The sequence below is a fragment of the Erwinia sp. MMLR14_017 genome (assembly GCF_033657285.1).
Lineage (GTDB): Bacteria > Pseudomonadota > Gammaproteobacteria > Enterobacterales > Enterobacteriaceae > Erwinia.
On sequence record NZ_JAWVWP010000011.1, the window covers coordinates 57,507 to 72,467 of the forward strand.

20 protein-coding genes are annotated in these 14,961 nt (G+C 52.7%); 7 read left to right on the forward strand and 13 right to left on the reverse strand.

What is annotated here, in order from left to right:
* Positions 1 to 30: 30 nt before the first annotated feature.
* From npr to SD961_RS17125, 11 genes are all read right to left on the reverse strand, one after another.
* Positions 31 to 303: a PTS phosphocarrier protein NPr gene (npr, locus tag SD961_RS17075; RefSeq protein ID WP_318791543.1), complete on the reverse strand. Its 273-nt coding sequence runs from the start codon at positions 301 to 303 to the stop codon at positions 31 to 33.
* Positions 300 to 1,151, reverse strand: coding sequence for an RNase adapter RapZ (rapZ, locus tag SD961_RS17080; RefSeq protein WP_318791544.1), 852 nt, complete (start codon positions 1,149 to 1,151; stop codon positions 300 to 302). Before rapZ ends, npr begins: the two co-directional genes overlap by 4 nt.
* A gap of 100 nt (positions 1,152 to 1,251) precedes the next feature.
* Complete coding sequence (gene ptsN, locus SD961_RS17085; RefSeq protein WP_318791637.1) at positions 1,252 to 1,734, reverse strand: PTS IIA-like nitrogen regulatory protein PtsN; 483 nt, start codon at positions 1,732 to 1,734, stop codon at positions 1,252 to 1,254.
* A gap of 195 nt (positions 1,735 to 1,929) precedes the next feature.
* Positions 1,930 to 2,217 carry a ribosome hibernation promoting factor gene (hpf, locus tag SD961_RS17090; RefSeq protein WP_318791545.1) on the reverse strand — a complete coding sequence of 96 codons (288 nt, stop codon included), beginning with the start codon at positions 2,215 to 2,217 and terminating at the stop codon, positions 1,930 to 1,932.
* Positions 2,218 to 2,239: 22 nt separating this feature from the next.
* Entirely contained in the window at positions 2,240 to 3,673 is a 1,434-nt protein-coding gene (gene rpoN / locus SD961_RS17095) for an RNA polymerase factor sigma-54 (protein ID WP_318791546.1), read from the reverse strand.
* Between the two features lie 48 nt (positions 3,674 to 3,721).
* Positions 3,722 to 4,447: an LPS export ABC transporter ATP-binding protein gene (gene lptB, locus SD961_RS17100; RefSeq protein ID WP_318791547.1), complete on the reverse strand. Its 726-nt coding sequence runs from the start codon at positions 4,445 to 4,447 to the stop codon at positions 3,722 to 3,724.
* Positions 4,448 to 4,453: 6 nt separating this feature from the next.
* Positions 4,454 to 5,002 carry a lipopolysaccharide ABC transporter substrate-binding protein LptA gene (gene lptA, locus SD961_RS17105; protein WP_306210170.1) on the reverse strand — a complete coding sequence of 183 codons (549 nt, stop codon included), beginning with the start codon at positions 5,000 to 5,002 and terminating at the stop codon, positions 4,454 to 4,456.
* Positions 4,980 to 5,549, reverse strand: coding sequence for an LPS export ABC transporter periplasmic protein LptC (lptC, locus tag SD961_RS17110; protein WP_318791548.1), 570 nt, complete (start codon positions 5,547 to 5,549; stop codon positions 4,980 to 4,982). Before lptC ends, lptA begins: the two co-directional genes overlap by 23 nt.
* Positions 5,546 to 6,112 carry a 3-deoxy-manno-octulosonate-8-phosphatase KdsC gene (gene kdsC / locus SD961_RS17115; protein WP_318791549.1) on the reverse strand — a complete coding sequence of 189 codons (567 nt, stop codon included), beginning with the start codon at positions 6,110 to 6,112 and terminating at the stop codon, positions 5,546 to 5,548. The genes lptC and kdsC overlap by 4 nt, the downstream gene beginning before the upstream one ends.
* Before the next feature lie 17 nt (positions 6,113 to 6,129).
* Positions 6,130 to 7,116: an arabinose-5-phosphate isomerase KdsD gene (gene kdsD / locus SD961_RS17120; RefSeq protein ID WP_318791550.1), complete on the reverse strand. Its 987-nt coding sequence runs from the start codon at positions 7,114 to 7,116 to the stop codon at positions 6,130 to 6,132.
* Positions 7,117 to 7,131: 15 nt separating this feature from the next.
* On the reverse strand, positions 7,132 to 8,112 hold the full coding sequence (locus SD961_RS17125; protein ID WP_318791551.1) for a calcium/sodium antiporter: 981 nt from the start codon (positions 8,110 to 8,112) through the stop codon (positions 7,132 to 7,134).
* A 223-nt stretch (positions 8,113 to 8,335) separates the two neighbouring features.
* Between SD961_RS17125 and mlaF the strand changes: the two genes are divergently transcribed.
* The 7 genes from mlaF to murA all read left to right on the forward strand — a co-directional run bounded on the left by mlaF (position 8,336) and on the right by murA (position 13,140).
* Positions 8,336 to 9,151, forward strand: coding sequence for a phospholipid ABC transporter ATP-binding protein MlaF (mlaF, locus tag SD961_RS17130; protein WP_318791552.1), 816 nt, complete (start codon positions 8,336 to 8,338; stop codon positions 9,149 to 9,151).
* A 3-nt stretch (positions 9,152 to 9,154) separates the two neighbouring features.
* A complete protein-coding gene (gene mlaE / locus SD961_RS17135; RefSeq protein WP_306210182.1) occupies positions 9,155 to 9,928 on the forward strand; it encodes a lipid asymmetry maintenance ABC transporter permease subunit MlaE in 774 nt (257 codons plus the stop codon).
* Between the two features lie 4 nt (positions 9,929 to 9,932).
* A complete protein-coding gene (gene mlaD, locus SD961_RS17140) occupies positions 9,933 to 10,481 on the forward strand; it encodes an outer membrane lipid asymmetry maintenance protein MlaD (protein WP_318791553.1) in 549 nt (182 codons plus the stop codon).
* Positions 10,482 to 10,492: 11 nt separating this feature from the next.
* Positions 10,493 to 11,128 (forward strand): phospholipid-binding protein MlaC, encoded by a 636-nt coding sequence (gene mlaC, locus SD961_RS17145; RefSeq protein WP_318791554.1) that lies wholly within the window; start codon positions 10,493 to 10,495, stop codon positions 11,126 to 11,128.
* Positions 11,128 to 11,424: a lipid asymmetry maintenance protein MlaB gene (mlaB, locus tag SD961_RS17150; RefSeq protein WP_318791555.1), complete on the forward strand. Its 297-nt coding sequence runs from the start codon at positions 11,128 to 11,130 to the stop codon at positions 11,422 to 11,424. Before mlaC ends, mlaB begins: the two co-directional genes overlap by 1 nt.
* Before the next feature lie 124 nt (positions 11,425 to 11,548).
* Positions 11,549 to 11,803 carry a BolA family iron metabolism protein IbaG gene (ibaG, locus tag SD961_RS17155; RefSeq protein WP_318791557.1) on the forward strand — a complete coding sequence of 85 codons (255 nt, stop codon included), beginning with the start codon at positions 11,549 to 11,551 and terminating at the stop codon, positions 11,801 to 11,803.
* 74 nt (positions 11,804 to 11,877) lie between these two features.
* The gene (gene murA / locus SD961_RS17160) at positions 11,878 to 13,140 is read left to right on the forward strand and encodes a UDP-N-acetylglucosamine 1-carboxyvinyltransferase (protein ID WP_306210193.1); all 1,263 of its coding nucleotides are present in this window, start codon (positions 11,878 to 11,880) and stop codon (positions 13,138 to 13,140) included.
* Positions 13,141 to 13,191: 51 nt separating this feature from the next.
* On the opposite strand, the gene SD961_RS17165 is transcribed toward murA, so the two are convergent.
* Positions 13,192 to 13,449: a helix-turn-helix transcriptional regulator gene (locus SD961_RS17165; protein ID WP_318791558.1), complete on the reverse strand. Its 258-nt coding sequence runs from the start codon at positions 13,447 to 13,449 to the stop codon at positions 13,192 to 13,194.
* A gap of 324 nt (positions 13,450 to 13,773) precedes the next feature.
* The gene (gene ispB / locus SD961_RS17170; RefSeq protein WP_318791559.1) at positions 13,774 to 14,745 is read right to left on the reverse strand and encodes an octaprenyl diphosphate synthase; all 972 of its coding nucleotides are present in this window, start codon (positions 14,743 to 14,745) and stop codon (positions 13,774 to 13,776) included.
* Between the last annotated feature and the right edge of the window lie 216 nt (positions 14,746 to 14,961).

Here is a 14,961-nt window from a genome sequence, read left to right on the forward strand (position 1 = left end):
ATGAAGTACACATCATGCCTGTTCAGGCCATCACTCTTCGTCAAAACCTGCGTTAAATAATTCAATGACCGCTTTTAGCGCCTGCTCTTCCTGAGGACCTGAAGCTTCGATTTCAATGTGGCCTCCCTTTGCCGAATCCAGCATCAGTAAGGCGATAACGCTGCTGGCTTCCGCTTCGGTGCCGCTTTCGTTTCTCAGCAGCACTTCGGCATCAAAACTTTGTACCAGCTCAAACAGTTTCATTGCCGGGCGCGCATGCATTCCCAGCTTATTTTGGATCTCTACAGTTTGCCTGACGGTCATTTGCGTTTTTCCAGCGTACGGTGACGGGACTGCACATTTTTTCCACGTGAACGGAAGTAATCAGCCAGCTGTTCGGCAATATAAACAGAACGGTGTTTACCGCCGGTACAACCGATGGCTACGGTAAGATAGCTGCGATTATTGGTTTCCAGCATCGGCAGCCACAGCTCAAGGTAGCTTCGCGTCTGGTAGATAAAATTATGGACTTCAGTATGACGATCCAAAAAAGCGGCTACGGGGCGATCCAAACCAGTCATCGGGCGCAGTTTAGGATCCCAGTGCGGGTTCGGCAGAAAGCGAACGTCAAAAACATAGTCAGCATCAATAGGGATGCCGTGCTTAAAGCCAAAGGATTCAAACACCATGGTCAGCTCACGCTCTCGTTTACCCAGTAAACGCGTGCGCAGCATCTCAGCCAGCTCATGTACTGACATCTCTGAAGTATCAACAATCAGATCCGCTCGCGAGCGTAAGGGTTCGAGCAGATCGCTCTCTTCATCAATGGCACTTTCCAGCGAGAGATTTTTGCTGGAGAGGGGATGCAGGCGGCGCGTGTCGCTGTAACGGCGGATTAACGTATTGCGATCGGCGTCGAGAAACAGCAGCTGAGGTGAAAAACTCTCCGGCAGGCTGGTCAGCGCTTTCTCAAAAACTTCTGGGGACTCAGGCATGTTGCGCACGTCGATGCTGACCGCCGCAGAGATATTTCTGTCTGCCAGAGAGTTCGCCAGCTCAGGGAGTAAAACTACGGGTAAGTTATCCACGCAGTAAAAACCCATGTCCTCCAGCGCTCTTAAGGCGACAGACTTACCCGATCCCGATCGACCGCTGACAATCATCAGCACCATGACTCTTTCTCCCGATTTTGCCTGTTCGCAGGCTTTTCACCCGGCACCCGTGTCGGCCAGAGGCTGCCATGATGAGCCGGTATCAGCCAGCCTGGTGGCATCAGTGGCTCTCTTCAGGGCTTTCCGCCATGATTTCGTAAAGTTCTTCATCCGTCTGTGCCGCACGTAAGCGACGGCAGATGGTTTTATCCGCCAGTCGTTTCGCCACCAGCGAAAGCGTGTGCAGATGGGTTTTGCACTGATCGGCTGGCACCAGTAAAGCAAAAAGCAGATCCACTGGTTGATTATCAATAGCATCAAAAGCAATAGGCTGATCCAGGCGTATAAAAACGCCCACCGCACGCAAGGTATCTTCAACCAGCTTGCCGTGCGGAATCGCAATGCCATTCCCAATGCCGGTACTTCCCATGCGTTCACGAGTCAGAATCGCTTCAAAGATGGTCTGGTGCGGAAGGTTCAGCTGCTTAGCCGCCAGCTCGCTGATGATCTCCAGCGCCCGCTTCTTACTCTGGCAATGTACGCCGCTGCGGGTGCAGGAGACGCTCAGGACCGAGCTCAGTTCCAGTGTTAATTCATTGTTCATCATAGTTTCACTTACGTGTTCACTTCTGCCTGGCAAAATGACTTAGCCTCTTTGCCACCCCATAAGGGTGGATGGAGCCAAGGCACGGCCGATTGATTAACGGCCCGCACCTGAAAGGAAGCGAGCCGGCTATCATACGTCACCACTAATCCTTAGATAAGGGTGACGAAGAAATAATCAATGTTTGAGTGAAATTTAGTGCTGCTTCAGCTTGTCTTTGTGTTTATTGAGTTGGCGCGTCAGCTTATCCAGCAGGCCGTCGATCGCCGCGTACATATCTTTTTCTTCCGAAGTGGCATGCAACTCACCGCCATTCACATGCAGCGTAGCATCCGCTATCTGCGTGACTTTTTCGACCTTCAGAACAATGTAGACCTGGTTAATATGGTCAAAATATTGCTCCAGCTTGGCAAATTTAGTGGTGACGAAATCCCGTAAAGGTTCAGTGATTTCCACATTATGGCCAGTGATATTGAGTTGCATATGCTCTTCCTTATCTGTTCGTTCAGACCAGCTGTTTACGCTGGTTTGAGGGCGGGATGGATAAAGACTCTCGGTACTTTGCGACGGTACGGCGCGCCACCATGATCCCCTGATCGGAAAGCAGTGTGGTGAGTTTACTGTCACTCAGAGGTTTGGCGGGATTCTCCGCCGAGATTAATTTTTTCACCAATGCCCGGATTGCCGTGGAGGACGCTTCGCCTCCTCCCTCGGTATTGACGTGACTGGAGAAAAAATACTTCAGTTCAAAAATACCGCGTGGGCTGTGCAGATACTTCTGCGTGGTCACGCGGGAAATAGTGGACTCATGCATCTCTACCGCGCTGGCAATGTCGGCCAGCACCATCGGGCGCATAAATTCTTCACCCTGTTCGAAAAAGGCCTGCTGCTGATCGACGATACAACGTGTGACTTTCAGCAGCGTATCGTTTCGACTTTCCAGACTTTTAATCAGCCATTTGGCTTCCTGCAGATTACTGCGAATAAACTGGCTGTCGCTGTCATTGCGGGTAGTACCGCTAAGAGCGGCATATTGCTGATTAATCTTTAGTCTCGGCACGCTCTCTGAATTGAGTTCAACCATCCAGCGATGACCCATTTTGCGTACCAGCACGTCCGGGATGACGTATTCCGGCTCGGTAGTATTGATCGACTGACCAGGGCGCGGGTCCAGCGTCTGGATAACCTGCATCGCCATTTTTAACACATCTTCTTTCAGCCGCGTGACGCGCATCAGGCTGCGGAAGTCATGATTTGCCAGCAGATCCAGGTGTTCGCTGACAATCAGCCGTGCCTCTTTCAGGCTTGGCGCGTCCGGAGCGAACTGTGACAGCTGTACCAACAGACAGTCACGCAGATCGCGGGCGCAAACGCCTACCGGATCAAAGCGCTGAACGCGTTTTAACACCGCCTCCACTTCGTCCATGCTCAGCTCATCGTTACCGATGCTGTCCAGGATCTCTTCCAGAGAGGCGGTGAGATAACCTGTCTCGTCTACGGCATCAACAATCGAGGTAGCTATCGCCCGATCGGTTTCGGTAAAGGGCGTCAGCCCAACCTGCCACATCAGGTAATCCTGTAGCGTTTGTGTGGTTTCGCCCTGATAGAGCGGAAGCTCATCATCATGGTAATCAGTGCCGGTGCCTGAAGGCGTGCCGGCGGTGTAGATCTCATCCCAGGTCGCATCCAAAGGAAGCTCTTCAGGCATATCCTTTTGTTCCAGCGCCTCCCGGGTATCCAGCGCCTCTTTCTCCTGATACTCGCGCGCGTCCACTTCCTCATGAATGTCGGTTTGTTCAAGCAACGGGTTACTTTCCAGCGCCAGCTGAATTTCCTGCTGTAGTTCAAGCGTAGAGAGCTGCAACAGACGGATGGCCTGTTGCAGTTGTGGCGTCATGGCAAGCTGTTGGCTAAGCCTGAGTTGCAAACCTTGCTTCATATTCAGGATACTGATTCCTCGAAAATCTTACCGGGTTTTAATACCTTATCAGAGTCTGAACTCTTCGCCCAAATAGACTCGCTTAACTTGTTCATCCTCCAGAATCTCTCCTGGCGAGCCGTGTGCGATCAAATGCCCCTGGCTGACGATGTAGGCCCGCTCACAAACCGCCAGTGTTTCACGCACGTTGTGGTCGGTTATCAACACGCCCAGCCCGCTGTCGCGCAGGTGCTCGATGATTTTTTTAATATCGATAACAGAGATGGGGTCGACGCCTGCAAAAGGCTCATCAAGCAGAATGAATTTCGGGTTGGCCGCAAGTGCGCGAGCAATCTCGACACGACGACGCTCTCCCCCTGACAACGCCTGCCCCAGACTATTGCGCAGATGCTCAATGTGGAACTCATTCATTAACTCGTTGGCACGGTCTTCACGCTGCTCAGTCGTCAGATCTTCACGGATCTGCAGCACGGCCATTAAGTTGTCGTAGACGCTCAGGCGGCGAAAAATCGACGCTTCCTGGGGCAAATAACCAATCCCACGGCGTGCACGAGCGTGCAGCGGCAGAATACTGATATCTTCGTCATCAATAATGATGCGGCCCGCATCACGCGGGACAATTCCTACCACCATATAGAAGGTGGTGGTTTTACCCGCACCGTTAGGGCCAAGCAGGCCAACAATCTCGCCGGATTTGACCTGCAGACTGACATCTTCGACCACGCGTCGGCCTTTGTAAGCCTTCGCCAGGTTTTCCGCAATTAAAGTAGCCATAGCTGATTAGTTACTCTTTTTTTGTCCGGAGGACTGGGTGCCTTTATCCTGCAGCTGAGAAGGAACCAGTACCGTCGTTACGCGCTTACCGCTGCTGCCGTAAGCCTGCATCTTCTGCTCTTTGACCAGATAGGTGATCCGGTCACCCTTCACGTTGCTGTCGAGCTGCTCCAGATAAGCGTTACCCGTCAGTTCGACGAAATCTTTTGCCAGTTCATAATGCATTTTCTGCGCATGGCCTTTCACCGGTTTACCATCATCCTGCAACTGATAGAAGGTGGCCGGGTTGCCATAGGCATCCACGATGGTTTTATTGCTGTCGCCACCAGGACGCGTGACAACTACTTTATCCGCGGTGATTTTGATCGAACCCTGGGTGACAATAACGTTACCCGTAAAGGTCGCTACGTTGCCCTGCATATCCAGAGCCTGATTTTCTGAGTCAACGTTTACTGGCTTTTCGGAATCTCCAGTCAGCGCCAGGGCGGGGAGGCTGGCAGCCAGCAGCAGGCCGAGCGTCAGAAACTTAAGATTATTTTTCATTTTGGATTTCATAAGAGGTTTTGACCTTTTCAATCAACTCGGCAGTTTTCTTCCGTAAATTTCCACGCATCTTCATCCCCGTAGAGTTAAAGCTACGGCCATAAAGCGTCACCTGATCTTCCGATGTGACATCCTGCGTCACGAGGTTTACTACGGCATTATCGGTCTTAATCCGCTCAAGTTGAGCGTCTTGCGTCAGGCTGTTGACCTCAACGTGACCATAGAGATAGAGCATACGATCGTTGGTCAGTTTGGCTTTGTCGGCGCGCACGGACCAGGTCGGGATCTTATTTTCATCGTAGGTCGTCATCACCGGGTTATCGAACCAGCTGACGGCCTCTGCGGAAAAATAGGTAACTTTATCGGAGACGAGCTTGTAACTCAGGGCGCCCTGCGGGTTATAAACCACCGTATCAGATGTCTGGCTGGTATAGGTGGGTTCCTGATCGTTGCTGGCGACCTGCGACCCGTTATCGTCCGGTCCCGCCAGATTCCAGCCGATCAGCACGATGGCCACCAGCGCCAGTAACAAGGTAATCCAACGTCTGGTTTTACTCATACAGACTGCCCTTTGGCTTCATCAAACTTGTCCTGTGCCATCAAAATCAGATCGCAAATCTCACGAACGGCTCCGCGTCCACCCGCAATGCGAGTGACGTAGTTTGCGCGAGGTAGCAGAACCGGATGGGCATCAGCCACGGCGACGCTAAGACCCGATTCTGCCATTACCGGCCAGTCAATCAGGTCATCGCCAATATAAGCCACCTGTTCGGGGCGAAGTGCTAGTGTATCCAGAAGTTCACGGAAGGCCAAAAGCTTATCGGTTTGTCCCTGGTAAAGATGCGTAATCCCGAGTGTTGCACAGCGATCTTCCAGCAGTTTTGCTTTACGGCCAGTGATAATAGCGACATCCACATCAGAGGTCAGCAGGCAGCGGATACCATAACCATCGCGAACGTTGAACGCCTTCAGCTCTTCGCCATTATTGCCCTGATAAATCACGCCATCGGACATCACGCCGTCAACATCACAGATCAGCAGCCTGACGTTGCGCGCGCGGCTCATGACTTCCTGGCTTACGTCGCCATAGCAGGTTTTAACCCAGCCTGTAACAGTACTCATTTCTCTCTTGTTCCTTGTTAAACCACGCCAGCGCGCAGCATGTCATGCATATGCACAACGCCCAGCAGCAGGTCGCCATCCGCCACCATTACCGCCGTAATGTTGCGGCTTTGCATCAGGTTCAGCGCATCCACAGCCAGCAGGTTAGGGCGCACCCGAATGCCGCCAGTAGTCATAACGCTGGCAATGCTGGCCGTCTGGATATCGATACCCATATCAAATACCCGACGTAAATCACCGTCGGTGAAAATGCCTTCAATTTTCATCAGGTCATTGCAAATTACGGTCATACCCATGTTTTTACGGGTTATTTCCAGCAGAGCGTCGCGCAACGAGGCATCCCGGCTGACATGGGGGATCTCGTCGCCAGTGTGCATAATATCATTTACGGTGAGCAGCAACTTACGACCCAGTGCGCCGCCCGGATGGGAAAGGGCAAAATCTTCAGCGGTGAAGCCTCGCGCTTTCAGTAAGGCCACGGCCAGGGCGTCACCCATCACCAGCGTAGCCGTGGTGCTGGAGGTGGGAGCCAGGCCCAACGGGCAGGCTTCCAGCGGTACTTTAACACAGAGATGGATATCAGCGGCACGGCCCATTGCGCTTTCGGGCTTGCTGGTCATGCAGATTAACGACACGCGCAACCGTTTGAGTACCGGGATCAGGGCCAGAATTTCTGAGGACTCGCCGGAATTGGAGATGGCAATCACGATATCGCCTGCGCTGACCATTCCCAGGTCGCCGTGGCTGGCTTCGGCAGGGTGGACAAAGAACGCTGGAGTGCCGGTACTGGCAAAGGTAGCCGCCATCTTTTTGCCGATATGACCCGATTTGCCCATTCCCATCACCACGACTTTCCCCAGGCAGCTGTAAATGCGTTCGCAAGCCTGAGTGAAATCGTCGTTGATGTATTGGTCGAGCTGCTCAAGTCCCTGACGCTCAATGGTCAGAACCTCTTTTCCAGCCTGCTGAAAGTCAAACCCAGGCTCAAGATTGCCAGGTGCCATATTTTCCATTCCTTTTTACCAGAGGGTAGCGGAGGGCAGCCAGTAGAGCAGGGCAACCCAGGCTACAAAACCAGAAAGCAGTAGTGCGCCAGCCACGCGGCCTATACAGCGGCTGCGTTGTAAGCAGATCAGGGCAAAGAGCGCGCTGACGCCAAGCATGACCCAGTAATCACGGGCAAAAGCGTGTATATCGATATCGCCCGGATGAATCAGTGCCGGAACGCCCAGCACAATGGCAATATTGTAGATGTTAGAGCCAATCAGATTGCCGATGGCGATGTCATCTTCACCTTTCAGCGCTCCCGCTATAACCGTGGCGAGTTCAGGCAGGCTGGTGCCCACTGAAATCAGCGTCAGACCGATAACCAGTTCGCTGATGCCAAAGAAGTCTGCAATCACCGTGGCATTATCAATCACCATCCGTGTCGACATCGGCAGAATAATTAAGGCAACCGCCAGCCACAGAAACGCTACCGTGTTGCCGCTGTCATCCTGTGGCAGTTCAGCCAGCTGCTCGCGCGTCAGTGAATCATTGTTTTCGCGCTCGGCTTTCCGCGCAATTTTAATAATAAACAATAAGTAAGCGATGGCGATAGCGATCAACGCAATACCGTCATAGCGACTGAGATTATTATCAAACAGCATAACGCCGCACAACAGCGTGACCAGCAGCATCAACGGCAGTTCACGTCTGACCAGATTGGAGTGGACAGTCAGCGGGTGAAGCAGCGCGGCCCCGCCAAGAATGAGCAGAATATTGGTGATATTCGACCCCATAGCGGTACCCACGGCGATATCCATCTGTCCATGCATCGCCGCAGAGAAAGAAACAATCAGCTCGGGTAACGAGGTGCCAATACCCACCACCGTCATGCCAATAATCAAAGGGGGAATGCCCAACGCCCGACTCAAAATGGCGGCGCTGAATACCAGACGATCTGCACCATAGACCAGCAAAACTAAACCGATAACTAATAGTGCTATTGCAACGAGCATGAAATGTCCTTTGATCGGGTATAATCGTCGGCTCGCCTTGCGCGACGTGTAAAGCAAGGGCGTTAAGATAATGTGCTGATTTTGACGGTCTGAAAGCAAAAAGTAAAACTTATGCCAACTTTAGCCACGTCTGCGAGGTAAGTTTCTGTAAAAGTGTCGTGCCTGATAGGTTTTACGTTACCATCAGAACTAAATATACGCCTGAAATCGTGGAGAGATAACTATGAGCCAGACGGAAACGAATTTGGTTGATGTTCGCGGCGTGAGCTTTGCGCGTGGCGATCGGCCGGTATTCGATAACATCTCGCTGACGGTTCCAAAAGGGAAAGTGACGGCCATTATGGGGCCATCAGGCATCGGTAAAACTACCCTGTTACGCCTGATTGGCGGGCAGTTACGCCCGGATAGTGGTGAAATCTGGTTCAACGGTGAAAATATTCCCAGCCTCTCTCGTTCGCGCTTATATGAAGCGCGAAAAAAGATGAGCATGCTGTTTCAGTCTGGCGCGCTGTTTACCGACCTCAGCGTCTTTGATAACGTCGCCTGGCCGCTGCGTGAACATACGCAACTTCCCCCGCAACTGCTGCGCAGTACGGTTATGATGAAGCTGGAAGCCGTCGGGTTACGCGGAGCCGCGCAGCTGAAACCTTCCGAACTCTCTGGAGGCATGGCTCGCCGCGCCGCCCTGGCGCGCGCTATTGCGCTGGAGCCAGACCTGATTATGTTCGATGAGCCGTTTGTCGGACAGGACCCCATCACTATGGGCGTGCTGGTTAAACTCATTGATGAGCTAAACCACTCCCTGGGCATGACCTGTATCGTTGTTTCGCACGACGTGCCGGAAGTGCTGAGCATTGCCGACTACGCCTATATCATTGCCGGGCAGAAAGTTATCGCCCAGGGCACGGCTAAGGCGCTGCATGAAAATGAAGACGCACGCGTGCGTCAGTTTATCGATGGTATCGCCGATGGTCCGGTACCGTTTCGTTTTCCTGCAGGGGATTATCTGCAAGACTTAACCGGTCAGGGAGTTAACTAACAGATGTTATTACGTGCACTGGGACGGCAGGGAATCAATACCTGCGCTTCCTTTGGCCGCGCAGGATTAATGCTCTTTCACGCGCTGGTAGGCATTCCACGCTTTCGAAAACATGCGCCGCTGGTGGTAAAACAGCTCTACAGTATTGGCGTGCTTTCGCTGCTGATTATTGTGGTATCGGGTTTGTTCATCGGCATGGTGCTGGGCTTGCAGGGCTATCTGGTATTGAACACCTATGGCGCTGACAGCAGCCTTGGCATGCTGGTGGCGCTTTCGCTGCTGCGCGAACTCGGCCCGGTGGTGACAGCGCTGCTGTTTGCCGGTCGGGCTGGTTCGGCGCTGACTGCGGAAATAGGGTTAATGAAAGCTACCGAACAGCTCTCCAGTATGGAGATGATGGCGGTTGATCCTCTGCGACGAATTATTTCACCCCGTTTCTGGGCTGGTTTCATCAGCATGCCGTTGCTGACGCTGATCTTTGTAGCGGTGGGCATTATGGGAGGCGCCATCGTTGGCGTGAGCTGGAAAGGGATCGACAGCGGATTCTTCTGGTCGGCAATGCAAAATGCCGTTGATGTTCGGGCTGACGTGGTCAACTGCGTGATCAAAAGTGCAGTGTTCGCCTTTACTGTCACCTGGATAGCCCTGTTTAACGGCTATGATGCTATCCCCACTTCAGAAGGGATTAGCCGGGCAACCACTCGCACTGTGGTACACGCCTCTCTGGCGGTACTCGGTTTAGATTTTGTGCTGACTGCACTGATGTTTGGGAACTGATTCAATGCAAACGAAAAAAAGCGAACTTTGGGTAGGGGCATTTTTACTGCTGGCGCTGTGTGCGGCGCTTTTCCTGTGCCTGCGCGTGGCGGATTTGAAATCTCTGGGCAATGAGCCTACCTGGAAGCTGTATGCCACCTTCGACAATATCGGTGGCCTGAAGACCGGCTCCCCGGTAAAAATTGGCGGCGTGGTTATTGGGCGCGTCACCGATATTGCTCTGGATGACAAAACCTATTCACCACGTGTGTCGATGGATATTGAAGAAAAATATAATCAGCTTCCCGATACCAGCTCGCTGGCGGTCAGAACTTCCGGCTTGCTCGGTGAGCAATATCTTGCGCTGAACGTAGGTTTTGATGACCCGGATATGGGAACGGCTATGCTTAAAGATGGCAGCACCGTACAGGACACCAAATCGGCGATGGTGCTGGAAGATCTGATTGGCCAGTTCTTGTATAAGAGCGGCAACGGTAACGATAATAAAGATGCAGCGTCGGCGGCACCGGAAACTAACGGACAACCTGCGCCGGCTGCAACCACTACTCCTTAAGAGGACAATCAATGTTTAAACGTTTCCTGATGGTGGCAATGCTGATTATTGCCCCGGTAGCAGCCAATGCCGCTGCAGATCAAACTAACCCCTATCAACTGATGAACGAGGCGGCAGGCAAAACCTTTACCCGTCTGAAAACCGAGCAGCCGAAGATTAAGCAGGATCCCAACTACCTGCGTCAGATCGTTCGTCAGGAGCTGCTGCCTTATGTACAGATTAAATATGCCGGCGCGCTGGTGTTAGGCCGTTATTACAAAGAAGCGACACCAGCCCAGCGTGAAGCTTACTTCACCGCCTTTGGTGATTACCTGGCGCAGGCCTATGGCCAGGCGCTCGCCCTGTATAACGGTCAGACTTACCAGATAGCACCAGAGCAGCCCTATGCGGATAAAAACATCATCGCTATTCGGGTCACCATTGTGGACCCCAATGGCCGCCCGCCCGTCCGCCTGGATTTCCAGTGGCGCAAAAACAGCCGTACCGGCGAGTGGCAGGCGTATGACATGATTGCTGAAGGTGTTTCAATGATCACCACCAAACAGAATGAGTGGAGCGATACGCTGCGTCAGAAGGGCGTTGAGGGTCTGACTCAGCTACTGAAATCCTACGCTAATCAGCCGATTACTCTGGATAAAAAGCAATAATGCGCGAACAACTGAGCTGGCACCTTGAGGCGAATCAGTTACATCTTACCGGCGAGCTGCAGCGGGAAACGCTGCTGGCGCTCTGGGATCAGCGCGAGACGGTCATGAAACAGATCGATACAATCGACGTTTCGGCGCTGGAGCGGGTTGATTCTGCCGGGCTGGCCCTTCTGGTGCATTTGCGTCAGATTGCGCTGCAGCAGGGCAAAGCGCCGCTGTTTACAGGCGTTAATGAGAAACTGCTTTCGTTAATCACCCTCTATAATTTGCAGCAGATTATTGTTTCTGACCGCTAAAAAGCCCGTCTGAAACTGAACAGAACGAGCCCCTGTCCCCGCAGGGGCTTTTTGCTTGTTTAAGATAGCGGCGCTTTCCACTAATATGTGTGCCTGTTTATCATTAACCTAATTTAGAAGCCTCATGGAAACTAGTGAAATTCAATCCGTGCTGATGGACGCGTTAGCTTTGCAGGAAGTCCACGTAACTGGCGATGGCAGCCACTTTCAGGTTATCGCCGTAGGCGAACTGTTCGCTGAACTGAGCCGGGTCAAAAAACAGCAGACTGTCTATGCTCCGCTGATGGCGTACATCGCAGATAACCGCATCCATGCCGTATCGATCAAAACCTTTACCCCGGAAGAGTGGGCGCGCGACCGTAAGCTGAACGGTTTTTAAGCTTCGCTGAGACCATCGCAGAGAGCTGCGGTGGGGCGGGCGGTACTTTATTGTTAAAAAAGAGAGCTGGTGCAATGGATAAATTTCGTGTGCAGGGTCCGACCCGTCTGAGCGGGGAAGTGACTATTTCCGGCGCTAAAAATGCAGCGCTGCCGATCCTGTTCGCCGCTCTGCTGGCGTCCGATCCTGTAGAGATTCAGAATGTCCCTAAACTCAAGGACATCGATACCACGCTGAAGCTGCTGGGCCAGCTTGGTGTGAAGGCGGAGCGCAATGGCTCCGTGCACCTTGATGCCAGCAACGTGGATATTTATTGCGCGCCGTATGAACTGGTGAAAACCATGCGCGCCTCTATCTGGGCGCTGGGTCCGCTGGTGGCCCGCTTTGGTCAGGGTCAGGTTTCTCTGCCCGGCGGATGTGCCATTGGTGCTCGTCCAGTTGATTTGCATATCACCGGCCTTGAACAGTTAGGCGCAGTGATCAAACTGGAAGAGGGCTACGTTAAAGCCTCTGTTGACGGCCGCCTGAAAGGGGCTCACATCGTAATGGATAAGGTGAGCGTTGGCGCTACCGTGACCATCATGAGTGCGGCTACCCTGGCAACCGGCGTTACGGTAATTGAGAACGCTGCCCGTGAGCCTGAAATTGTCGACACGGCTAACTTCCTGAATACGCTGGGTGCGAAAATCACCGGTGCAGGTAGCGACCGTATTACTATCGAAGGCGTGGAACGTCTGGGCGGCGGTGTTTATCGCGTGTTGCCCGATCGCATCGAGACCGGGACTTTCCTGATCGCAGCGGCCATTTCTGGCGGTAAGGTGGTTTGTCGGGCTACTCAGCCTGATACGCTGGATGCCGTTCTGGCAAAACTGCGTGAAGCGGGCGCTGAAATTGAGACCGGTGAAGACTGGATAAGCCTGGACATGCATGGCAAGCGCCCCAAAGCGGTCAACTTCCGTACTGCGCCGCATCCCGGTTTCCCAACGGATATGCAGGCACAGTTCAGCCTGCTGAATTTGGTGGCTGAAGGTACGGGCGTGATCACCGAAACGATCTTTGAAAACCGCTTTATGCACATCCCTGAGCTGATCCGTATGGGCGCTCATGCGGAGATTGAGAGCAATACGGCTATCTGTCACGGTGTTGAAAAACTCTCTGGTGCCCAGGTCATGGCGACCGATCTGCGCGCTTCCGCCAGCCTGGTTCTGGCGGGCTGCATTGCAGAAGGTACAACCATTGTGGACCGCATCTATCATATCGATCGCGGTTATGAGCACATTGAAGATAAGCTGAAAGCGATGGGCGCGAACATTGAGCGCGTTCGCGGCGAAGAGTAATCTTCCTGTTAAATCAGCCTGCAAGGCGGTAGGAAACTACCGCCTTTTTTATTATCTCATCAGCTTCTTACGATCGATCAGCTGCTGGGTGTGAGGATCGTAATATCGGCTTGGCCAGATTTCAGCAGGATGAATATTCAGCGCATTGGCAATCAGCCATTCGCCTTTCGGCCATGGACGGAAAAGGGCATTTGCCAGCGTAGATGAGCTCAGCCCCGCCTCTCTGGAGACGCCAGCAAGGCTGGTTCCCCTTTTGCGCAGGTTCGCGATAATGTCTGCGTTATGCCAATCTTGCTTATCTTTACACATATGTGTTTCCTCCTTGTACACACAACAAAATTGCTATGATGGGTCTCAAACCGGGCGGGCAGAGCGCTGTGCCGGAAGGGCAGTGTGCGATAATCCGCTACAGGAAACCCGGAGGTTTTATAACAATAATGGGCTAATAATTTCCAATAGTTTCTTAATGGGGATTTGGATTTGTGCCCAATCGCGCAAAAGTTACGCAACCCTTTAAGCCGTTACATTCAGGCAGAGCGCGCGCCAGGCGTCGGGGCGCAGAGGAAAAGGGAGAACAAAAAAGGGAGAGCAAAAAAGAGGTAAAAAAAGCGCGGCTGCCCGCGCTTGCAGATATCAGAACTCGCGTTGAACTGACATATGTGCCAGAGCTTCCAGGGCGCTGCGCCATGGCGATTCCGGGAGCGCCTTCAGCGCGGCAATAGCTTTGTCAGCTTCATTCTCTGCGGCCTGACGCGTCCACTCCAGAGAGCCACACTGGCGCATGGTTTCCAGAACGGGTTCCAGTAAATGGCGACCGTTACCCTGCTCAATGGCTTCTCTGATCAGTTGTGACTGCTCAGCATTTCCATTTCGCATCGCATGCAGCAGAGGCAGGGTAGGCTTACCTTCACTCAGATCGTCCCCGACGTTTTTGCCCAGCGTTTTGCCATCCGCGCTGTAATCGAGTAAATCATCAATCAGCTGGAAAGCGGTACCGAGATAGCGTCCGTAATCCTGCAGCGCTTTTTCCTGCTCTGAAGAGGCATCGGCAAGAATGGCTGAGGATTGGGCTGCCGCTTCAAACAGACGAGCCGTTTTACTGTAGATAACCCGCATGTAGCTCTCTTCAGTAATATCCGGGTCGTTGCAGTTCATCAACTGCAACACTTCACCTTCCGCGATAACATTCACCGCTTCCGACATCAGCGCCAGAACGCGGAGAGAGCCAAGGCTGGTCATCATCTGGAAAGCGCGGGTATAGATGAAGTCGCCCACCAGCACGCTGGCCGCGTTGCCAAAGGCCGCATTCGCCGTGGCTTTCCCTCTGCGCATATCCGATTCGTCCACCACGTCATCATGAAGCAGCGTGGCGGTGTGGATAAACTCAATCAGGGCGGCCACGGTAATATGTTGTTTACCCGTGTAATTAACGGCGCGCGCCGCTAACACAGCAATCATCGGGCGGATGCGTTTGCCTCCACCACTGATGATGTAGTAACCCAGCTGATTGATGAGGGAAACCTCTGAATTCAGCTGTTCGAGTATGGTTGCATTGACGTCCGCCATGTCTTGCGCGGTGAGTTCGTTTATCTGTTCTAAGTTCATCAGTCTGTTCAGCTATTGCTCAGTATGCTGCTATGATAAGCGTCTTTACCCGTGCCTGCGGCATATAATGTATAACAGATTGTACTGGAAAATCGCCGTAACGAAACAATTGCCTGTGCTATGTGTTTTTTTTCTGCAATACAGCGCATCAGGTACTTGTCATTACGAGGGAACTTGCGTAGAATTCGCGCCCTATTGTGAATATTTATAGCGCAG